Annotated in this window: 20 protein-coding genes; 9 read left to right on the top strand and 11 right to left on the bottom strand. The window is 64.9% G+C overall.

Translation table 11 applies throughout. The features are described 5' to 3' along the window. Positions 1-403: 403 nt before the first annotated feature. Positions 404-1777: a DUF1501 domain-containing protein gene (locus tag PX52LOC_RS12790; protein ID WP_149110463.1), complete on the bottom strand. Its 1374-nt coding sequence runs from the start codon at positions 1775-1777 to the stop codon at positions 404-406. A gap of 235 nt (positions 1778-2012) precedes the next feature. Here PX52LOC_RS12790 and PX52LOC_RS12785 point away from each other — a divergent pair, with 235 nt between their 5' ends. Beyond that, positions 2013-2726 carry a PDZ domain-containing protein gene (locus PX52LOC_RS12785; RefSeq protein WP_149110462.1) on the top strand — a complete coding sequence of 238 codons (714 nt, stop codon included), beginning with the start codon at positions 2013-2015 and terminating at the stop codon, positions 2724-2726. Positions 2727-2819: 93 nt separating this feature from the next. On the opposite strand, the gene PX52LOC_RS12780 is transcribed toward PX52LOC_RS12785, so the two are convergent. Together PX52LOC_RS12780 and PX52LOC_RS12775 are read right to left on the bottom strand one after the other, a co-directional pair. After that, a complete protein-coding gene (locus tag PX52LOC_RS12780; RefSeq protein WP_149110461.1) occupies positions 2820-3047 on the bottom strand; it encodes a DUF1049 domain-containing protein in 228 nt (75 codons plus the stop codon). Between the two features lie 27 nt (positions 3048-3074). Further along, on the bottom strand, positions 3075-4133 hold the full coding sequence (locus tag PX52LOC_RS12775; protein ID WP_149110460.1) for a DNA topoisomerase IB: 1059 nt from the start codon (positions 4131-4133) through the stop codon (positions 3075-3077). A gap of 99 nt (positions 4134-4232) precedes the next feature. Here PX52LOC_RS12775 and PX52LOC_RS12770 point away from each other — a divergent pair, with 99 nt between their 5' ends. The 4 genes from PX52LOC_RS12770 to PX52LOC_RS12755 all read left to right on the top strand — a co-directional run bounded on the left by PX52LOC_RS12770 (position 4233) and on the right by PX52LOC_RS12755 (position 9061). Beyond that, complete coding sequence (locus PX52LOC_RS12770; protein WP_149110459.1) at positions 4233-4799, top strand: histidine phosphatase family protein; 567 nt, start codon at positions 4233-4235, stop codon at positions 4797-4799. A 204-nt stretch (positions 4800-5003) separates the two neighbouring features. Next, positions 5004-6824 (top strand): S1 family peptidase, encoded by a 1821-nt coding sequence (locus PX52LOC_RS12765; RefSeq protein ID WP_149110458.1) that lies wholly within the window; start codon positions 5004-5006, stop codon positions 6822-6824. A gap of 327 nt (positions 6825-7151) precedes the next feature. Beyond that, a complete protein-coding gene (locus PX52LOC_RS12760; protein ID WP_149110457.1) occupies positions 7152-8480 on the top strand; it encodes an ARPP-1 family domain-containing protein in 1329 nt (442 codons plus the stop codon). Then, positions 8477-9061, top strand: a complete 585-nt coding sequence (locus tag PX52LOC_RS12755; protein ID WP_149110456.1) for an isochorismatase family protein — start codon at positions 8477-8479, stop codon at positions 9059-9061. The genes PX52LOC_RS12760 and PX52LOC_RS12755 overlap by 4 nt, the downstream gene beginning before the upstream one ends. On the opposite strand, the gene PX52LOC_RS12750 is transcribed toward PX52LOC_RS12755, so the two are convergent. Further along, positions 9058-9516 carry an NUDIX domain-containing protein gene (locus PX52LOC_RS12750; protein ID WP_149110455.1) on the bottom strand — a complete coding sequence of 153 codons (459 nt, stop codon included), beginning with the start codon at positions 9514-9516 and terminating at the stop codon, positions 9058-9060. The two genes, PX52LOC_RS12755 and PX52LOC_RS12750, sit on opposite strands and share 4 nt — an antisense overlap. Positions 9517-9688: 172 nt before the next feature. Between PX52LOC_RS12750 and PX52LOC_RS12745 the strand changes: the two genes are divergently transcribed. Continuing rightward, entirely contained in the window at positions 9689-10447 is a 759-nt protein-coding gene (locus tag PX52LOC_RS12745; RefSeq protein ID WP_149110454.1) for a GNAT family N-acetyltransferase, read from the top strand. A 253-nt stretch (positions 10448-10700) separates the two neighbouring features. Beyond that, positions 10701-11207: a hypothetical protein gene (locus PX52LOC_RS12740; RefSeq protein ID WP_149110453.1), complete on the top strand. Its 507-nt coding sequence runs from the start codon at positions 10701-10703 to the stop codon at positions 11205-11207. Between the two features lie 196 nt (positions 11208-11403). On the opposite strand, the gene PX52LOC_RS12735 is transcribed toward PX52LOC_RS12740, so the two are convergent. The 3 genes from PX52LOC_RS12735 to PX52LOC_RS12725 all read right to left on the bottom strand — a co-directional run bounded on the left by PX52LOC_RS12735 (position 11404) and on the right by PX52LOC_RS12725 (position 14904). Further along, complete coding sequence (locus PX52LOC_RS12735) at positions 11404-12093, bottom strand: YqjF family protein (RefSeq protein ID WP_149110452.1); 690 nt, start codon at positions 12091-12093, stop codon at positions 11404-11406. A gap of 54 nt (positions 12094-12147) precedes the next feature. After that, positions 12148-13395, bottom strand: a complete 1248-nt coding sequence (locus PX52LOC_RS12730; protein WP_149110451.1) for an NAD(P)/FAD-dependent oxidoreductase — start codon at positions 13393-13395, stop codon at positions 12148-12150. A gap of 72 nt (positions 13396-13467) precedes the next feature. Further along, positions 13468-14904, bottom strand: coding sequence for an aldehyde dehydrogenase family protein (locus PX52LOC_RS12725; protein ID WP_168218969.1), 1437 nt, complete (start codon positions 14902-14904; stop codon positions 13468-13470). Positions 14905-15069: 165 nt separating this feature from the next. Here PX52LOC_RS12725 and PX52LOC_RS12720 point away from each other — a divergent pair, with 165 nt between their 5' ends. Next, positions 15070-16314: a DNA ligase gene (locus tag PX52LOC_RS12720; protein ID WP_149110449.1), complete on the top strand. Its 1245-nt coding sequence runs from the start codon at positions 15070-15072 to the stop codon at positions 16312-16314. A 64-nt stretch (positions 16315-16378) separates the two neighbouring features. Here PX52LOC_RS12720 and PX52LOC_RS12715 read toward each other — a convergent pair whose 3' ends face one another. Genes PX52LOC_RS12715 through PX52LOC_RS12705 form a run of 3 tightly spaced genes read right to left on the bottom strand, consistent with a single transcriptional unit; the run spans position 16379 to position 18201 of the window. Beyond that, complete coding sequence (locus tag PX52LOC_RS12715; RefSeq protein WP_149110448.1) at positions 16379-17362, bottom strand: polyprenyl synthetase family protein; 984 nt, start codon at positions 17360-17362, stop codon at positions 16379-16381. A 13-nt stretch (positions 17363-17375) separates the two neighbouring features. Beyond that, positions 17376-17867 (bottom strand): cyclic pyranopterin monophosphate synthase MoaC, encoded by a 492-nt coding sequence (gene moaC, locus PX52LOC_RS12710; RefSeq protein WP_149110447.1) that lies wholly within the window; start codon positions 17865-17867, stop codon positions 17376-17378. Continuing rightward, positions 17857-18201 (bottom strand): hypothetical protein, encoded by a 345-nt coding sequence (locus tag PX52LOC_RS12705; RefSeq protein WP_149110446.1) that lies wholly within the window; start codon positions 18199-18201, stop codon positions 17857-17859. The genes moaC and PX52LOC_RS12705 overlap by 11 nt, the downstream gene beginning before the upstream one ends. Positions 18202-18399: 198 nt before the next feature. Here PX52LOC_RS12705 and PX52LOC_RS12700 point away from each other — a divergent pair, with 198 nt between their 5' ends. Then, positions 18400-19248, top strand: coding sequence for a DUF429 domain-containing protein (locus PX52LOC_RS12700; protein ID WP_149110445.1), 849 nt, complete (start codon positions 18400-18402; stop codon positions 19246-19248). A 56-nt stretch (positions 19249-19304) separates the two neighbouring features. Here PX52LOC_RS12700 and PX52LOC_RS12695 read toward each other — a convergent pair whose 3' ends face one another. Further along, a complete protein-coding gene (locus tag PX52LOC_RS12695; protein ID WP_149110444.1) occupies positions 19305-19880 on the bottom strand; it encodes a hypothetical protein in 576 nt (191 codons plus the stop codon). Between the last annotated feature and the right edge of the window lie 135 nt (positions 19881-20015).

The following is a 20015-nucleotide window of genomic DNA, read 5'->3' as shown; positions in this document are numbered from 1 at the left end:
ATCGACTTTTATCTTGTGACTGAGGAGATCCGGAACCGTGGGCTCTCAGTCACTTGATGGACGCCCGCACTTCGGCCAGTGATGCAAACGGACCTGATCGCCCGAGTCCAACTGCACGATCGACCACAGACCGTGCAGCGATCGGGTCGGGGGGGACCATCGGGACGAAAGCGGTAACTCCCGCTCTCGCCCCACTGTATCAGCCAAAGAAGCCGCCCGTAGCGATTCGGGAACAACCACTCGACGACGTACCGCTGCCCCCGTTCGTCGTAAGCCGCCAGCACCGACTCCTCAACGTATAGCCCTTCAATAGCACCAGCTTCCGAAACGTCAGCCGGAGAGTCATACACGTCCAATATCAGATCGTCGCCTAGAACCAAGAACACGCGGCCGCTCCTCCACGTCAGAACAACTCGCCGATCGGCTTCACGCCGAAGTCCACGATCGGGATCGGTCGGTTCTGCGGCCCCGGCAAGTCTTTGTGAATCTCCAGCCCCAGGCCGTGGGCGATCGTCGCGGCCACCTCGCCGGGCGTCACGGGGCGGGTCTTCGGGATGTACCCCAACTCGTCGGACTCGCCGACGATGTGGCCGCCTTTAATCGGGCCGCCGCCGATGAGCATGCTCCAGACGCCGGGGTGGTGGTCGCGGCCGCCGGCCGGGTTGATCTTCGGCGTGCGGCCGAACTCGCCGGTCGCGGCCACGATTGTGCTCTTGTACAGCCCGCGCGCGCTCAGATCTTCCAGCAACGCGGAGTACGCCTGATCGAAGTTCGGGGCTATCTCCTTCGCCATCTGCTGGATGTCGGTGAACGGCTTCGATCCGTGGATGTCCCACGTCAGTTCGTCGAACACCGTCTCGAACATGTTCACCGTCACGAACCGCACGCCGGCCTCGATCAGCCGACGGGCCATCAGCATCGACTGGCCGAACCGCGTGCGGCCGTAGCGGTCCTTCACCTTGTCGGGTTCCTTCTCCAACGCGAAGGCGTCGCGGGCCTTCGGCGACGACATCAGCTTGTAGGCGAGCTTGAAGTTGTCGTCCATCTGCTTCGCGGCCGGCGTCTTCTCGAAGCTCGCCACCGCCCCGTCCACGGCATCCCGCAACTTCTGCCGGCGCTCGGCGCGAATGGCTGACAGATACTCCGGCGGCAGCAGGTCGGGCACCTTGAAGTTCGGCACGGCCGGATCAGCGTTGAGAATGAACGGGTCGTAGGGTTTGCCGAGGTAGCCGGCCGATTCCGCGTGCGGCAGGTTGCCGCCAGTGCGGCCGATCGGCTTCGGGATCATCACGTGGGCCGGCAGTTCGCCGCGACCGCCCTTCAGGTAGCCGAGCGTGCAACCGAGGTGCGGGTGTTCGATGCCGCCGGTGAACAGCCGGCCGGTCTGCATCATCTGGTAGCCGGTGTCGTGGACGGCCGTGGCCGTGTGGTACAGCGAGCGGATCACCGAGAACTTGTCGGCGTGCTTTGCCACCTGTGGGAAGATCTCGCTGATGTCGATGCCCGGCGTGTTCGTCTTGATCGGCTTGAACGGGCCGCGCACCTCGGCGGGGGCGTTCGGCTTCATGTCGAAGGTGTCGAGTTGGCTGGGCGCACCCACCATCATGATGAGGATGCAGTTCACGTCGCCGCCGGGCTTCGCCTCGGCCTGCGCCTTTGCACCGAGGAAGCCGCCGAGCGTGAGGCCCATCGGCGTGAGGATGCCGGCGTGCAGGAAGTCGCGGCGAGAGGTGCCGTCGCAGAACGTCGCCGGGCGGTCGGCATCGAGGCGGATCATTACCGGCTCCGAGGGGCAGGCAGGGCGAGATTATAAAATCGGCAGTATGGTGAAGTTAGCCGATCGGGACGGTTCCTTCAATTCAAATCATCGTGAGGGCCGAGTTGAGGCCCGAGGGGATACTCCCCAATCTCTGTATTCGGGGTGGGGTGGCACATGATCTGCGGGTTATTCCGGCCGAGTAGCGGAGCTCTTGGAGTGGCTCCGTTTTTGTTGTTCAGTTGGAGGATGGATCATGAAAGCGAAAACCATTGCCCTGGTCGGCGTTGCTCTTTTAATGACGACGGTCACGGCTTCGGCCCAGCGACGGGCTATTTACAGCGGTCAGTACGCCCAGCCGAACACGGGCTTCGGCGTTGTGACGCCGTTCGGTAATATCGGTAATCCTTACGGCTACGGCACGGGTTACAACAACAGTTACGGCTACGGCAACAACTTCTCGGGCTACAATAACACTACCTACGGTCGATTTAACCAACAGGCTTATTCTCAGCCGTACCCGAATACGACCTATTCTCGGAACTCGTATTATGCCCAGCCGAACACGTTCGTTCCGCAAGGTAACGTAGTTCCGCAAGGCACCGTGGTTCCGGGCACATACTACACGACTCCGGGTACGCAATTCAACGCCATCACCCCGACGACTGCAACGGCTCCGACCACGCCCACCGCAATGGGCTTACGGATTACGGAAGTCAAGGACGGCGGGGCGGCTGAGAAGGCGGGTTTGCACACCGGGGACGTGATCCTGTCGGTCGATGGCCAGCGGACTCAGTCCTTCGACGAGCTGCGATCCGTACTCAAGGCTACGGATAAGACCGAAGTGAAGGTTCTGTTCTGGTGCACGGAGACGGGCAAGAAGGAAACCAAGAACGTGGCCGTCAAGGACTCGAAGGTTGGCATCTCGGTCGAAGAGACGCCGGTGAATGAAACGAAAGTGAATCAGTAACAGTTCGCTGTTACGGGAGTTGAACGGCCCCTGGAAGCGGGGCCGTTCGGCTTTTACGGGCGGTGGTTCGCAAGAACCGCCGCCCGTGTGGTTTTATCGTTGTTCGTATTCAGTCACCCGGCTGAGCGACCGGCGGAGCATTCCGACCACACTCCAACCGCTCAACATGCCCAAGCCGTAGGCCACGCCGACGAGGGCGGCTACGGAATAGTAACCGTGCCATTCGAGGAACCGCAGTTCCACCTGTTGGTTGTTCAGGTACGCGAAGTAGCCCACGGCTCCCGCGAAGGCGACCAGAAACAGGAAGTAGAGGAATCGCATGGTGATACTCCTGGAAGTGAAAAAGTGTTAAACCGACAACAGCCGTAGTACCCGCCTCTCGCCACCCGTCAGTCCGCCGCGGGACCGGGCCGAGGGAAGACGGCCTTTCACGAAGGCGTCCAGGGCAGTCGGGTGGATGTAGCTCTTGCGGCAGACGGCCGGCGTGTTGCCGAGCGTGTCCGCCACTTCGCGGACGACGCCGACGATGGCCTTCTCGGTCGCGGCCTTCGTTTCCGGCAACGGCAGTTTCGCCAGCCGGTCCACGGCCGCCACGGTGCCGGCCCAGGTGCGGAAGTCCTTCGCGGTGAACTCCCCACCGGCCGCGTCGCGGAGGTAGGCGTTCACATCGCTCGACCCGATCGGCCGCGGCTTACCGTCGTCGCTGCGGTACTGGAACAGGTGTTGGCCGGGCAGGTCGCGGCAGTTCCGCACGATTCGGGCGAGCTTCGCGTCGGCAATGGCCCGCTCGTGCCAGACGCCGCTCTTGCCGCGGAACTTCATCCGCACCGACCCGCCCGCGAACGAAACGTGCTTGTCGAGAAGGGTGCTCAACCCGAAGGACTTGTTAGACTTCGCGTACTCGGAATTGCCGACGCGGAGGTGCGTGCGGTCGAGCAACTTCACGACGGCCGCCAAGACCTTCTCCCGCGAGAGGCCGGGGAGTTTCAGATCCGCTTCCACCTTCTCGCGGATACGGGGCAAGGCGTGGCCGAACGCCACCATGCGGTCGAACTTCTCGCCGTCCTGTGAGCAACGGTATGCCGGGTGGTAGCGGTACTGCTTCCGCCCGCGGGCGTCGCGTCCGGTGGCCTGAACGTGGCCGTTCGGCTTGGGGCAGATCCAAACTTGTTCCCACGCCGGCGGAATGGCCAGCGCCCGGATGCGGGCGAGGGTGGCCGCGTCCTGCACCAGCTTGCCGTTCGCGGCCCGATACCGGAAGCCCTTCCCCGTCCGTTCGCGGCGGATGCCGGGCTTGCCGTCGTCCGAGTGGCAGACGCGGGCGTGGACGGTCAGCACCGTCTCGACCTTCGTTTCGCGGGTGGTGATAGTTTGTTTCAGTCGAACGGTGACGGATGAGAGACGCATGATAATCCCCCTGTCATTCCGAGGGAGCAATCATCGTGCCGTAGGCCGGGGCCCTAGAATAAAGCACTGTCCACCCAACAACTTCGGGGCTCCCGCACCGTGAAAACCTGTGTCGCACTCGTCTTCTCGATCCTGGCCCTCGGCTGCGAAGCGGCGACCCCGGCCGTGGGCGAAAAGACCGGCCCGAAGCACGTTCTCTTGATTCGACACGCCGAGAAGCCACCGGAGGAGTTGGGCGAGGCCGGTCTGAACGCGAAGGGGAAGGTGCGGGCGGCCGCTCTGTACGAACTGTTCGAGGCGTCGGACAAGCGGCAACAGCCGTTCCCGAAACCCGACTTCCTGTTCGCGGCGGCAACCTCCAAGAAGAGCGTGCGGTCGATCGAAACGGCGAAGCCACTCGGCAAGAAGCTGGGCCTGCCGGTGAACGACAATTTCGACGACGACGATTTTGCGAAGCTGACGAGCGAACTCTTCCGCAACCCGAAGTACGTCGGCAAGACGGTGTTGATCGTCTGGAAGCACCACGCTCTGCCGCCGTTCGCGGAGAAGTTGGGAGCGGCCGACGCCCCGAAGGACTGGAAGGACGGCGTGTTCGACCGCGTCTGGCAACTCGACTTCGACGACGGCAAGGTGACGTTCCGCGACCGGCCGCAGGAACTGCCGTAGGGCCGTGCCGCGGCGCTTTCAACGCGGCACGCTCTCGCCGATTGCGGACACCGGCCCTATGATTCTCGGGGCACCAGGGTCGGTCGTACCCTGGCGTGAGCGTTCATCCATCTGCCTCCGCTCGTCTCTAGTTCATTTTTCGTGACCAGCGTGGTCGCCCTTTCAGGCGCGCCCCTGGCCCTTCTTTTCCATTTGTGAGTGCCCATGATGAAACGCTCCCCGCTGTGGGTTGCCGTGATTGCGGCGGCCCTTGTCTCAACTGCTTCAGCCCGGGCCGACGGCATTCCGCCGGCCGCCCTGGACGCGGTGAAGAAGGCCACCGTCCGCCTGCGCGTCTTCCTTGGTAACGGGAAGATCGCCCAGGGGAGCGGCTTCTTCGCCGGCGAGCCGAGTGTGATTCTGACGAACGCCAGCACCCTTGGCATGTTGGACCCGAGCAGCCCGCCGCCGGAGAAGATCGAGGTCAACCTGGACGGCACGCGGCCGGTCGAGGGCACCGTCCTCGGCATTGACGGGGTGGCCAATCTGGCTGCCGTCCGCGTGGCGGGAGACGACCTGCCGCCGCCGGTGAAGTTCGGAAAGGCCGCCGGCGTGACGGAGACGCAGGACGTTTACATTCTCGGCTACACGCCGGTCAAGGACCGCGAGCAGGGGAAGGACTTGACGGTCGTGAAGTCGTCCGTGTCCGGCCTGCGGAAGCTGGCCAGCGGCGTCCCGTCGCAACTCCTCATCAGCGGCGGCACGAACTTCGGCAACAGCGGCGGGCCGATCCTGTCGTCCGCCGGCGACGTGATCGGCGTGGCGTCCAACACCAAGGCCGTCCCGCAACCGGCCATCCCGGCCGAGGCGGCGGCGAACTTCCTCAACGGCCGGATCAGCGGCCTGACGGTCGACCTGGCCTTCAAGGACGGGGCGGACGTCAAGGTGCCGTACCGCGTCACCGTGGTCGATCCGCTCAAGAAGTTGAAGTCGGCCGAGATCCTCTTCTGGGTCGGCAAGCCCGGCCCGCAACGGCCGGCGGCCGAGGTCGAGCCGAAACCGGCGGCCGACGACTTCGGGTTCAAGGCGTTCAAGGTGCCGCTGGACGGCAGCGCCCAGGTTTCGGGCGAACTCACCCTGCCGCCGCGGCCCGACAATCAGTCGTACTGGTTCCGGACCACCTACACCGACGGCGACGGCAAGAACCACTGGCGGGCGGCCATCGGCGTGCGGCCGATCCCCGTGGACCGCACGCCCGTGACGCTGACCTACAAGCCGAAGGCGGTCGGCTACGTTCAACTCACGAACGACGCAGAACTGAAGCTCCGGGAGCCGAGCGGTGAAACGCACTCGTTGAAGATGAACGTCCACCCGAAGTTCCGCGAACAGCGGGCCGGCATGGAGGCCCCGGTCCGGTTTGTCCACAACTACACCGGCCTGGACTTCTCCATCAACATGGACAACGAGCCGATGAACAAGGCCGGCATCCAGGCGATGATCCAGCAACTTCGCAACGTCACGGCCGACGTGGAGATGGCCGCCGACGGCGGCGTCGAGAAGGCCAAGGCGAACGTCAACAAGGTCCCGCCCGGCCCCCGCGAAGACATGCAGATCATCACCGACCAGATCCTTCAGTCGGTGGACCTGATGGCCCTGCCGCTGCCGAGCGGCGAGATCAAGCCGTTGCAGACGTGGAAGGCCCAGCGGGTGATCGACATCGGGCCGTCCTGGGCGAGCGTGTCCTCGGCGGTGGACGTGAAGTTCACCTACCTCGGCGTTAGCCAACAGGGCGGCAAGACGCTGGCGGTCTTCGAAATGAAAGGCCCGCTGAAGACGAAGCGGGGCGAGGGGATCAACGTCCGCGGCAACCTGGACGGCACCGTCCGCGTGGACACCGAGACCGGGGAAGTCGTGACCTCCCGGCTGTCCGTCAAGGCGGACATGGACATCAAGTTGGAGAAGGCCACGTGGACGGGACACGGCGAAGTCGCCATGACCCTGACCCGCAGCGACACGCCGCCGGCCCCGGCAGTGCCGAAGAAGTAGCCGGGCATTCCAAACGCCCGGCCGGTGTCGGATGTTTGGTATTGCTCCCTCTCCTCCGGCTTTGAGGGGGAGAGGGTTGGGGTGAGGGGGAATGCCTGTATCCCTCGGAAGCTCGTTTCACAGGGAAGAACGTCACCCCCCTCACCCCAACCCTCTCCCCCTCAGAGCCGGGGGAGAGGGAGTAAATCACGAACAACCTCGGCTAGCTGCTCGGAACCTCCGAATGAGCGGCAACGTCCAACAATTTGTAACACCTCGCGTTCCATCTGTTAGACTGGCAGCGGTTGGACCGTTCTGTTGATAGCCGTCTCATCAGGAGGAAGTCCCATGTCTGCGAAGGCATCTCTGCTCGTACTACTCACCGGCCTCGCGGCCCTCTGGTCGTTCAGCGGTTCCCCGAAGCGGACGGCGGCCGAACCGCCCGTCACGCTCTCCACCGGCCACGCGCACGACAACCTCACAGTCTTCATCCTCCGCGGGTCGGACGTGCTCGACAGCAAGCGCATCCTGACGCTGCAAGAGGCCCTGGAGAAGGGCCTCGCGGTCGTCCACGAGACGAGCAACGTGAACATGCTGCAAGTCGAGAACCTGTCGGCCGACCACGAACTCTTCCTGCAATCTGGCGACATAGTGAAGGGCGGCAAGCAAGACCGGCTCATCTCGCAGGACTTGCTGATTCAAGCGAACTCGGGCAAGGTGCCGTGCCCGGCGAACTGCTGCGAGCACAGCCGGTGGCAGGGCCGAGGGAAGGAAGCGTCCGGCAAGTTCGAGACGAGCAACGACTTCGCCGTCGGCAACGAAATCCGCATCGCGAACGTCGCGCAGCAGCAGGGAGCGGTCTGGGCGAACGTGGCGAAGTGCCAGGAAGACCTGTCCCGCAACCTCGGCAAGTCGGTGACGGCTAACCCCTCACCGACGAGCCTGCAACTGGCCCTCGAAGACAAAGACCTGCGGGCAAAGCTGGCCGCTTACGAGCGAGACCTCGGCGGCCTGGCGAATGCTTATCACGACGCCGTCGGCGTGGTCATCGCCGTGAACGGCCAAGTGATCGCGTCCGACGTGTACGGCTCGCGACTACTCTTCCAGAAAGCGTGGCCGAAGCTGCTGAAGTCGGCCGCCGCCGATGCCGTGGCGCAGATGCCGAAGGACGGGAAGGCCGCCGTAGCGACGCGGGAGGAGGCGGAGAAGTTCTTGGTGGCGAAAGTCGATGGCGAAACTAGCAGATCATATGGTGGCGTGAGTTCGGCCAACATAGCCTTCGAACCAGTGGACCGGCCAACGCGCGCAGGGCAATTCATGGTAGGTGGAGCCATTAACGCCCCTCCGGCTCAGGCATCCAGCCAACAGCCAATCCAATTCAGTGGACGATCCGTGGCAACACGAACACTTTCAAATGCTGCTGCCGGAAGCAATCAGGGTGGAACAGCCGACGTAATCGGAGAGGTTCAACAACTGGCTGACAACGTCAACCCTACGCGATTAGACCCTGCCCTTGTAAACAGGCTGTTCGAAACTCAAAACGAGGCAGGTATGCGCAATGAACATAGATCTGGAGGGCTAGTTTCCGCGTCGCCGCAGCCGTCCGTTGTCTCGTTCGAGTCACGGGCCGGGGCACAGGGCAACGCGCTCATCCACCGCGGTCAACTCAAGAAATGACATCCTCGCTCCTCGTCGTCGATGCCCAGCGTGGCTTCACCGACCTCTGCCCGGACGAACTCCCCGTGCCGGGCGGGTCGGCGATCGTGCCGGCGGTCAACACGCTGCTGGCGCTGCCGTTCGCCCGCGTTGATGCGACGCAGGATTGGCACCCGCCGGACCACTGCTCGTTCCTCGGCCGGCGCGACAACCTCTACCCGCCGCACTGCGTGCAGGGCACGCCGGGGGCCGAGTTCCTGCCGGGGCTGCACACGCACCGTTTCTCGGCCGTCTGGCGGAAGGGCTACGACCGCGACTTCGAAGCGTATGCCGTCACGGCCCAGCACCCCGGCTTCGCCGCGTTCTTGAAGGCCAGCGGCATTTACACCGTCGTCGTCTGCGGCATCGCCACGAACATCTGCTGCTACTTCGCCGCGCGCGATTTGCGGCAGGCCGGTTTCGACGTGTTGATGGTTGAAAATGCCTCGGCCGGCATCGACGTGCCGGCGGCGGGGCTGTTTCAGGAGCGGGCGAAGACGGACGCACTCGCGATGGGCATTCAGTACGCGCCGTTCGAGAAACTCTTGTACCACGGCATCTAGCCGCGGCGGTCTGCCAGCCGCGTCTTCGCCCGGTCCAAAATCATCGCGTGGTCGAACGCCAACCTCGGCAGTTTGTCCAGCGGGAACCACTTCGCGTCGGCCGCATCGTCACCGGCCTTCACTTTCAACTGCTCCGGGTCCACCCGCGCGAGGTAGACCACGCTCACCGTCCACCCGCGCGGGTCACGGCCGGGATCGCCGGCCGTGTAAAGCTGTTCCAGATCGTTGATTCGCAAGCCCGTCTCTTCTTCGAGTTCGCGGTTCGCAGCATCAATTAATCGTTCGTTCTCATTGACGAATCCTCCCGGCAGTGCCCAAAGTCCCGCGAAAGGATCGCCTGCGCGTTGGATCAAGAGGATTTTGGGGCGTCCCTCACGGGACACGAGAACCACGTCCACGGTCAAGGCCGGGCGGGGATAATCGTAACTGTACTTTTGTGGAGATTTTTTGCCCATCGTAACTCCCTTCCCGGCCCGGAGGTTCCAGCCGCCTTCACGCGGCCTTCACCCGAACTTACCGCCGCCGGAGTATTGTCGGACACCCGAGAAATCCGAACCTCTCGGTAGAATTCGCCAGCAGAACGAAGGCAACGCATCCGCAGAAAAACCAACGCCACACGGTGACGATATGGCCTTTTCTAAAGTCTATTGCTGGGAGCCGACCGAGTTAGGGACGCCCGTCCTCGCGGCCGCAGAAAGGCTGTACGAGGGCACGATTGCCGCCGGCGAACGCATCCCGTGGATGTGGATCGAGCGGGCCGCCGGCGAGAAGAACGTCCGCCGGCCGACGGGCTGGATGAAGCACCTCATCCTCGCCACGGCCGGCCCGAACTTCGACGACCCCGAGGCGCTGCTGGGCTATGCCTACGGGGCGTTCATCCCCGGTTTCGGCGGCTACATCTGCTACGTCGGCGTGTCCGAGAAGGCCCGCAAGCAGGGCGTCGGCTCGCGGCTGTTCGAATCGATGTTCACGGCCTTCGCCGCCGACGCGACCTACGCCGGCGAGTCGCTGCCGTTCGTGATCTGGGAAAGCCACCGGCCGACGGCCGACGAGGGCGAGGCGGCCCACCGCCTGTGGAACGCCCGCGTGCGGGCCTTCGAGAAAGTCGGCGGTCTGTGGGTCGAGGGGCTGGAACTCATCACGCCGGATTACGACAACGAAGACCCGACGGCGAGCGTGCCGCTGCAACTGTTCGTGAAGCCAATCGGCGACTCGGTCGCGAGTTTCACCGCCCCACGGTTGCGGACCATCGCGAAAGAGTTGATGGAGAAGGTCTACCACGAGCAACCGGGCGACTACTTTCACGACCAGACCCTCGCCGTGATGAACGTCGTCGGCCTGAAGTCGGCCCAACCGGCCGCGTTGGCCGCGACCCTGGCCGGGTAGGCGGTTTCGATTTCATCCCGCAGATGACAGCCCGCCGGAAGTCGCCGGAATCTCCGACGTCCGGCGGGCCGTCGTTAATTCCCCTTCACGGCCCAGCAAATACGTTCGAAAGTGTTGTGGCCGTTCCCGACACCGTCGAGGAAAATCCAACCCCTGTTTTCAACACCACCTTGCGGGCAACCCCTGCACTCGGCATAATCCCCTGCACGGGTAGATTTCGCGTATTTCCGCAAATTTCTTGTCTGAGTCCCCCATGGCTGACCAACCTGACGAAGACATTTTCCTCATCAGCGGCCGGCTCCGGCCGGACGTGGTTGATGACGCCACCGCCCAGGCCCTTCGTGAAGCCTTGAGCTTCACGCGGGCCACGAACTGGGACAGCGTTCGCACGCCGCACCTGTTTATGGGCCTGCTCGCCTGCCCGGACCCCGGCATGGCCGCGTGGTCGTCGCGCCTGGGGGCGGACACGAACAAACTGCTCGACCAGTTCCGCGACCTGTTCTACCAGGAAGCCGAGCCGGTGCCACCGCTGCTCTTGAACCGCGAGTTCTTCTCGGACAACGTCCTGCGGTTGCTCCGCGACGCCAGCAGCCGGGCCCACGACTACGGCCGCTCGTGTATGTCGCAGATGGACCTGCTCATCACGCTGTTCAGCACGCCGAACAGCATCGTCGCCGAGTGCTTCGAGCGCATCGGCGTGACCGCAGCCCACCTGACGGAAACCGCCGTCGCCGCCGAGCGCGAAGTGCTGATGGGCTGAGGGGTTTTGAGCCGCGGAGCGGCGGTAGACGTTAGCCAGGGGCGTAAGCCCCTGGTATGAGAGAACAACGAAGAAGCCCCGGCGGGGCGGAAGAATCTTCCGCCCCGCCGGGGCTTCTGTTTTGGGCGGGACGTTCCAGGGGTTTACACCCCTCCCTGGCTAACATCCGCCGCTCCGCGGCTCAAAATCCTTGCGACTACGCTCGCATCGCCGGGTACACGCTCACACCCGACCCTTCCGCGAAGACCACGCTCGCCGGATCGCGGCCGTTCATCTCGCCCCACTCGGGGCCGTACAGCTTCTCCCAATCCACGTCCACGCGGCTTTCGCCCACCGGGTAGACCGACCACGTCGGGTGCGTCACTGCGTACTGCGCGAAGACGCCGCGGCGGGTCCGGCCGTAGCCCCACGCGAGGTCGGTGAAGAAGTGTTCGTCGGAACCCGCCGCCGGAACGAAAGCCGGTCCGCGGCTGGCGGCGTGCAGTTCGTGCCACCGGCCGCCGAACGAAACGCGGTAAGTCGCCGTTTCTTCGGAGACTTGCTCCGTGATCGGCGTGGCGAGGTACGGTTCGTTGTAGACGGTGCGGGCCATTCTCGCGATGAACCGACTTTTCACGAATTCGCGGAAGAAGAGGACGCCGCGCTGGTCGCCGCGGCGGACGTAGGCCCGCAGGTTCCACTCGGGGAAGTCGCGGAACCCCGGCCAGCCGACGCCGAAGACCCGCGTGCGACGGAACTGGAAGCCGACGAGGCTGACCCAGCACGAGCCGCGGCGCACGTCCGGTTCGACGCCGGTCGGCAACCGCGGCCGCACGAGGCGGTCCGGCACGGGGTAGTTCACGAGGATCAGGTTCCGCCACTCGGCGGTGAGGAATGGGCGGGGCATGGAGAAATGATAGCGGCGGGCCGCCCATCGGGCGGCCCGCCATTCGAACTCGCGTCAGGCGGTCGCCATCTCCCTCTTCTCCGCCTCGCTGCGGATCACGTCGGCGAGCGGCTCCCATACCTCGTCGATCGCGTCCTTGAAGAAGTCACCGATGAGCAGGTCGGTGATGTGTCGCTTGTGGTGCGGGTACTTCCGCACGAACGCCCCGAAGTTGAACCCCTCGTAGAAGGCGTAGACCAGCTTGCGGATGCGGTCCATGCCGGTGACGAAGTCCGGCCCCCACTTGCCGAGTTGGGCCGCGCTGAAGTCGTTCGCCTTGATCGCCTCGGAGATGGCGTCGGCGGCCATCGACCCGGAGCGGAAGGCGAGTTGCAGGCCGGTCGAATAGATCGGGTCGAGGAAGCCGAAGGCGTCGCCGACCAGAACCCACCCGTCGCCGGCACACCGGGTCGAACGATAGGTGTAGTCCTTCGTCGTGCGGTACACGTCCACCCGCTCGCTGCCCTCGATCCGTTGCTTGATGGCCGGGCAGTTCTCGACTTCGCGCCAGAAGATTTCCTCCGCGGAACTGTCGTCGCGGAACAGATCCGTCTTCTCGGCCACGACGCCGACGCTGACCACGTCGTTGTGCTGCGGGATGTACCAGAACCAGCCCTTCTTGTCCTTCAGTTGCAGGACGAGCGTGGCCCCCACGTCGAACTTGCCCGGCTCTCGCTTCGCCCCTTTGAAGTAGCTCCACACCGACGCCTTCTGCAACTTCGGGTCGGTCTGCCGCAGTTTCAGCCGGTGGGCGATGACCGACGACTGCCCGCTGGCGTCGACCACAACCTTCGGCGTCAGCGTCTCGTCGGTGCCGTCCTTGTTGCGGATGCGAACGCCGGTCTGCCGGTCGCCGTCGAACAGCACGTCGAGGACTCGCGTTTCTTCCCGCACGTCCACGCCGAAACTCTCGGAGTTGCGGAGGAGGATTTCGTCGAACTCGCTGCGGAGCACCTGCCACGTCTGCGAGCACTCGTGCGGGTTGTTCTCGAAGAAGTAGAACGGCTGCGACTCTTGCCCGCTGGCGTTGACGAACTGCACCGAATACTTCTGGACGAAGTCGCTGGTCTTCATCTTCTCGACCATGCCGAGCCGGCGGAGAATCCAGTACGTGTCCGGCATGAACGATTCGCCGATGTGGAACCGCGGGAACTTCTCGCGCTCCAGCAGCGTGACGCTGTGCCCGTGCTGGGCGAGGATGGTGGCCGCCGTGCTGCCCGCCGGCCCGCCGCCGATCACGACGACATCGGGTTGCTTGTCCATGTGCGTTCCCAGAAAAGGGGGTGGTAGGTGTGTCTATCATAGTACCCGCGCGGGCGGGATTTCTAACGGCCGTTACCCCCGTCTCATCCCGCGAACCATCTGCCACAGGCCGCGCCAGCGGTCCCGCCAGCGGCGGGCGTGAGTCAGCCGCAAGACGCCGCGGGCGATGTCGCCCTGACCGCCCCGGTCCTGGGCGTGCGGGCGGAACGTCCCCTTCCGCACCGTCACCGTCTGCGGCACGGTCATTTCCAACAGCCCCTCGGCCCCCTGCGTGACGCCCCACCCGCTCGCCCGCTGACCGCCAAACGGCGTCTCGGGGTGGGCCGTCGGGGCGATGGTGTCGTTGATAACCACCGATCCCACCGGCAGCTTCTCGGCGAGTTCCTGAGCTGCCGCGGCGTTCGCCGAGAGAATCGACGCCGTCAGGCGGAAGAGAGATTCGGCGTGTAGCGCCAGGGCTTCTTCTCGCGTTTCGAACGGCGTCACCGTGAGCAGCGGAGCGAAGAGCGAATCCCGGTTCGCGGCCAGATTCGGCCGAGCTTGTGGGTTAAAAATCACCGTCGGTGGCACTTCGTCAGCGGCCAGCGGAGGATGGTCATCCGGGACGACGTCACATCCGGCCTCGTCGGCTTCCTTTGCGATCTGTTCGAGGTGCTTCGCTTCGCTTGCCATCACAAGGGAGACGGGCCGCGATTCCTTTACCAGCCGGTGCAGGGCCAGATTGAGCGGCCCGTACACGCCCTTCTCGGCGTACACCCGCCGCACGCCGAGGCAGGTCTGGCCGTTGTTGAGCGTGCTGCCGTACCACGCGAGCCGGGCCGCCTTTGCCGGGTCCGCGTCGGCCAGCACGAACATGGCGTCGCAACCGGACAGCTCCAGCGTGGACGGGATGAGCCGTTCGCCCAACCGCGCCGCGAGCTTTCGGCCGACCGTCTCGGAGCCGGTGAAGTGCAGGAAGTCGAGATCGGCTTCGATCAACTGCGGCCCGGCCTCCCGCGTGGCGGGCAACTTCTGGAGCAAGTCCGCCGGGAAGCCCGCGCGAAGGAACAGCGTGTGCAGTACGGCGGCCGTGCGCGGGGCTTGCTCGCTCGGCTTCCACAGGATGCCGTTGCCGGCGACGAGGGCGTGCAGGATCGGCACGGCGTTCAAAAAGATCGGGTAGTTCCAGGTGCCGATGAGGCCGACGACACCGCGCGGCCGGCGGTGGACCACGTCGCGGCAGCGAATCAACCACAACGGCGGTCGTCCCACTTTCCGCGGGGCGAGGATGGCGGCGGCCCGCTTCTGTAAGAATTTCGCGCACGCGGCCACCGGCACGATGTCCGTCGCCATGACTTCGTCCGGCCGGCGGCGAACGTCGGCTTCCACGGCGGCGGTCAGGTCGTCGCGTTGCTCGACGAGCAAGTATCTGAACTCGCGAACTGGCCGGAGGCGGTCCCGGATCGGCAACTGCGACCACGCAACCTGGGCGGAGCGGCAACGAGCGATTTCATCGGCGAACGGCGTCATGTCATCAGGATAGGTCGTCGGTTCATGGAACCCAGAGCGGAAGCGACGGGGTGAAAGATAGTCTTTCACCCCGTCGCTTCCGCTCTGGGTTCCAAAAGGCATCACCGAGATTGCACCTGACCCACCGACCGACTACCCTTCCCCCATCCTCACAGGAGCGTCACCATGCCCGATCTCGCGGACGGCGAAAGCGTTGAAGTGCAGGGTTCCGGCAGCAAGCCCTACGTCCTCAAGAACACCGGCGGCGTCTACGCCTGTACCTGCCCGGCGTGGCGGAATCAGTCCGTCGGCATCGAGCGACGGACGTGCAAGCACCTGCGGAAGCTCCGCGGCGACGCCGCCGAGGAAGCCCGCCTTGGCGGTGCCCTGCCGGCGAAGCCGGTGAAGGCGGCGGCCGACGGCGAAGAGGTCGCCGGGCCGCCGGTGCTGCTGGCCGAGTCGTGGGACAACGCCCAGAACTTGGCCGGCTGGTGGATGAGCGAGAAGCTCGATGGCGTGCGGGCCTACTGGGACGGCAAGCAATTCCTCTCGCGGCAGGGCAACCTCTACCACGCCCCGGACTGGTTCACGCAAGGGTTGCCGGACACGCCACTCGACGGCGAACTCTGGATCGGCCGCAAGCAGTTCCAGCGGACCGTCAGCATCGTCCGCCGGCAGGACAAGAACGAGTTGTGGAAGGAAGTCCGCTTCCTCGTCTTCGACGCGCCGGGCCGGGCAGAACCGTTCGAGGACCGCCTTCAGTTCCTCAAGGCGTCCTTCCCTGGCTGGCAGAACTCGTACACCGAGGTTCTCGCCCACGCCGCGTGCCACGACACCGAACACCTCCGCGCCGAGTTGAAGCGAATCGAAACCCTCGGCGGCGAGGGACTGATGCTCCGACAACCGGGGTCGAAGTACGTCGCCGGGCGGTCGAGCACGCTGTTGAAGGTGAAGAGTTTCCTCGACGCGGAGGCCGTCGTCACCGGCCACGAACCGGGCAAGGGGAAGCACGCCGGCCGCCTCGGGGCGGTGACGGTGAAGCTGCCGAACGGCAAGGCGTTCAGCGTCGGCACCGGCTTCAGCGACCACGAGCGGGCCAACCCGCCGCCCATCGGCACGACGATCACCTTCCGCTATCAGGAACTCTCGGACGGCGGCATCCCACGCTTCCCCAGTTTCCTCCGCGTCCGTACCGACACGGCCCCAGTGATCGTGGTCGCGCCGCCGACGGGCGGCCCGCGGCGGTTCGAGGTTGACGAGAAGTTCTGGGAAGTCGCACTCGTCGGCACGACCGTCACCACCCGCTGGGGGAAGATCGGCACGGCCGGGCAGGAGAAGGCGAAAGAGTTCGCGAGTGAGGAAAAGGCCCGGAAGGAGTACGATAAACTCATCGTCGAGAAGACCGGCAAAGGGTACGCGCCGGTTTCATGAAGGGGGACATGGTTTATGGGCGGAAGCCCAGGGACGGCCGTCCCTGGGCTTCCGCCCATAAACCTCACTTCTCCCGCCGGGTCGCCCACTCAGTCAGCTTCTGCAGGATCGCCCGGCACTCGGACGGCGGCAGGCATTCTAACTCCTGCCGGGCACGGCTCGCGTAATCGTCGGCCGTCCGCTTCGCATACTCCAGCGAGTCGGTTTTCGCCAGCAGCGCCGCCGTCGCCGGGCGATCGCCGGAGCGAATTGCGGTTCGCAAGTCCTCCGCGTCCGCCTCCGGCAACTGCGACAGGCAGTGAATCAGCGGCAGCGTGAGCTTCTGTTGCTCGATGTCGGTACCGAGGGTCTTGCCGGTCTTGCCCTCGTCGCCGGTCAGGTCGAGGAGGTCGTCGGCGATCTGGAACGCGATGCCGAGGCAGCGGCCGAAATTCGCGAGCTTGTCGGCGACGAACTCCGTCGCCCCCGCGTGGATCGCGCCGAGGCGGCAGCACACTTCCGTCAGGGCGGCCGTCTTCCCGTCGATGATCGCGAAGTAATCGGCCTCGGACAGATTCAGGTTGCCGCGTTCGCTGACCTGCCGGAGTTCGCCGGCGCACACGCGGTTGGTGGCGTCGCCGATCAGTTCGCACGCCCGGCGGTCGACCTGGCTCGTCAGGTGGAAGGCGTGTGTGAACAGCATGTCGCCGAGCAGGATGCTGATCTTGTTCCCCCACTCCGCGTTCACCGTGCGGACGTGCCGGCGAATCTCGGCTTCGTCCAGCACGTCGTCGTGAACGAGCGTGGCCGTGTGGATCATCTCGACGGCGGCGGCGAGCGTGTGGTGTTGCGGGGTAATCTTGCCGACGGCCTTCGCGGTGAGCAGCATCAGGGCCGGGCGGAGCCGCTTGCCGCGGTAGTGCTTGAGGTGCTCGATCAGCGAGGCGAACGGCGTGCGGTACTGGGCGAGCGTGTTCGCGAACGCGCGGTCGGCCGCGTCGAGGTCGGCGAGAATCGGGGCGAACGGCAACGCTTTGGCCGTCGGCTTACCGCCGAGGAGGGTGGTCATGGCAACCCTGTTGTTAGTCGGCGGGGCGGCGGAAGGGGCCGGACTGTCCGCCGGCCTTCTCTTCCAACTGCACGCGCTCGAGGATCATCCCGCGGTCCACGGCCTTGCACATGTCGTAGACCGTCAGGGCTGCCACACTAACCGCAGTCAGGGCCTCCATTTCAACACCCGTTCGGGCAAAAACTCGCACGCGGGCTTCCACCCGGATCAACGCGGGATCGTCTGGAAAGGAAAAATCAACGGCGACGGACGTGAGGGGAAGAGGATGGCAGAGCGGGATCAGGTCGCCGGTTTTCTTCGCGGCCATGATGCCGGCGAGACGGGCGACGGCGAGCACGTCCCCTTTCTTCGAGGCCGTGCCATCCTGAATTCGTTGCCGCGTTTCCGGGAGCATCCGCACGACGGCCGAGGCGACGGCGGTGCGGTCGGTTTCCGCTTTCGCCCCGACGTCCACCATGCGGGCCGCCCCGGCGGCGTCGAAGTGCGTCAGGCCGTCAGCCGACACGGGCCGACTCCGCCAGGTGGTTCGTCGGAGTTCGCGGCCCTGCGTCGACGCGGAGGTTGTCGTACATCGCCAGCACCATGTCGATGAGCAGGCGGTCCTCGTTCGGGAACGACCGGCGGATTTCTCCCGGCGACACAACAGCGGCGGCGGCACACAGTTTCTCACACACGTCCAGCGGGACGATCGAGAGCAACTGTGTCACGCTGCTGAGCGAAGAGGGAGAGTTTGTGAAAACCAACCCTTCGACGGCCTGTCGAAATTTCCCCACCATGTCGTGGAGAACGTCGAGAGGGGTCGCCCGGTCAGAAACTGTTTCCCGTGTGGCTAACGCCATTCACGATCCTCCGTGTCGGGAAAGGGAAGCTGGAGTCTGGAACGTCAGTGTCCCAGTGGGGAATGCACGGTTTACGCTACCAGGGAATCGCATCGGTGGACAGGTGAACGAGTGGAAGAATCCGGGCCGGGTGTCGGGAACTGGCGGGGACGGCTTCCGACCTACCCAACCGGCTGCGGCTGTGGCTACTCTGTTGGGATGCAACTCCCACAGTTCGAGCGGTTCTACGGCGTCGACTTCAGCGGCGCACGTCAAGCGGGTGACACCATCTGGGTCGCGGAACTCGCCCCAACGCGCCGCGGGTTCGCGGTCACGTCGCTGCGGTCGCTCACGTCGCTCTGCGGCACGGCCGAACGCGCGGCGGCCCTGCAACACCTCGTCGCGATGATCCTGGCGTCCGAAGGCGCTCTCTGGGGCTTCGACTTCCCGTTCGGCCTGCCGCTCGAACTCTTCCCGCACGGAACGCCGTGGGCCGATCAGTTCGCGTTCCTGGCCGAGTGGGAGGAAGACGCCTACGGGTGTGGTCTGGAGTGCGTCCGCCGTGCGACGGAGTTGTTCCAGCGGAAGCACATCCTGCGGGCGTCGGACGCGGAAGCCCGCACGCCGTTCGACACGTTCCACTACCGGCTGATCTACCAGACGTTCTTCGGCATGCGCGACGTGGTCAACCCGCTGCGGCAAACGCCGGGCACGGCCGTGCTGCCGTTCCAGTACCGGAAACTCGCCCGCGCGAAGCGGGTGGTCGTCGAGTGCTGCCCCGGCTCGGTACTGAAGCGGGTGAAGGTGCCGCACCAGAACTACAAGCAACCGCTCGGCGGCCCCCTGACCCGCAAGCGGCGACTCACGCGGCACGCGATTCTGGACTGGCTCGGCGGGGAGGTGAAGATCGCGGACAAGTTCCGGCGGGTGATGATGCGGAATCCCGGCGGCGATGCGATGGACGCCGTCATTGCGGCCGTGGGAGCGGCCCGCGCCGTGGCCGCTGCCGACCACCGGGCCATCGCCCGCCACCCGCGCTACCGGCACGAAGGGCACCTGTACGTTTAAGGCGAGCCGAGCACCGTAAGATGCCGGGTGAGTATCGCTGACATACACCCGGCACCTTACGGTGCTCGGCTCGCCAAATCCCAATCCTCTAACAACTCCTGCCACGGCGTCGCCCACCACGTTGCGAGTGGGTGCGGTTGCTTCTTCGCCACGTACACGACCGCGGTCTTCACCACCCGTTCGTCCTCTAGTTTCCGCTTCGATCCTTTCGCCGTCCAAAATGTGCCGTTCGGCGGGAGGGTTCGCAACGTCTTGATCGCCCGCGTGGCCCAGCTCTTGAACGTCTCCAAGACGTGCCCCGGTTCGGGATCGCCGGGGACGCCGACCACGACGTGCGTGTGGTTGAACATCACGCTCGCGGCTTCGAGGCTCCACTTTCGAACGCGGGCCGTTTCCTGAAGTTGAGCAATCATCGCATCGGCTTCGGGCTTGCCCAAAGAGACCGGATCGCCAGTCATGTGTTGCCGGACCCAGGCTTCGAGCAAGGGGAAGTCGGTGTCGCAGGGCGTGCCGGGGATGTTGTGATTGACGTGCGACCCGTCCGCTTCGCGAAGGTTGCCGACGAAGCCGTGACCATTGCCGGAAAGCCAGGTCACGTAGCAGGTCCAGGTGAGGAGCCAGTAGCGGTCCATGAGGGGTAATCCCCGCGCGGGACACCCGGCACCTGACGGTGCTCGGCTCGCCAAGACGAAGGCGATCACCGTCAGGTGCCGGGTGAATCGCTCCGAGTCTAACAGGACCATCATGGACGATCAAGAATTGATCGG

Origin of the sequence: Limnoglobus roseus (genome assembly GCF_008254045.1) — a bacterium.
In the GTDB taxonomy this organism is placed as follows: domain Bacteria; phylum Planctomycetota; class Planctomycetia; order Gemmatales; family Gemmataceae; genus Limnoglobus; species Limnoglobus roseus.
The sequence above is the reverse complement of the archived record's forward strand: the minus strand, read 5'-3'. Positions and strand labels throughout refer to the sequence as shown.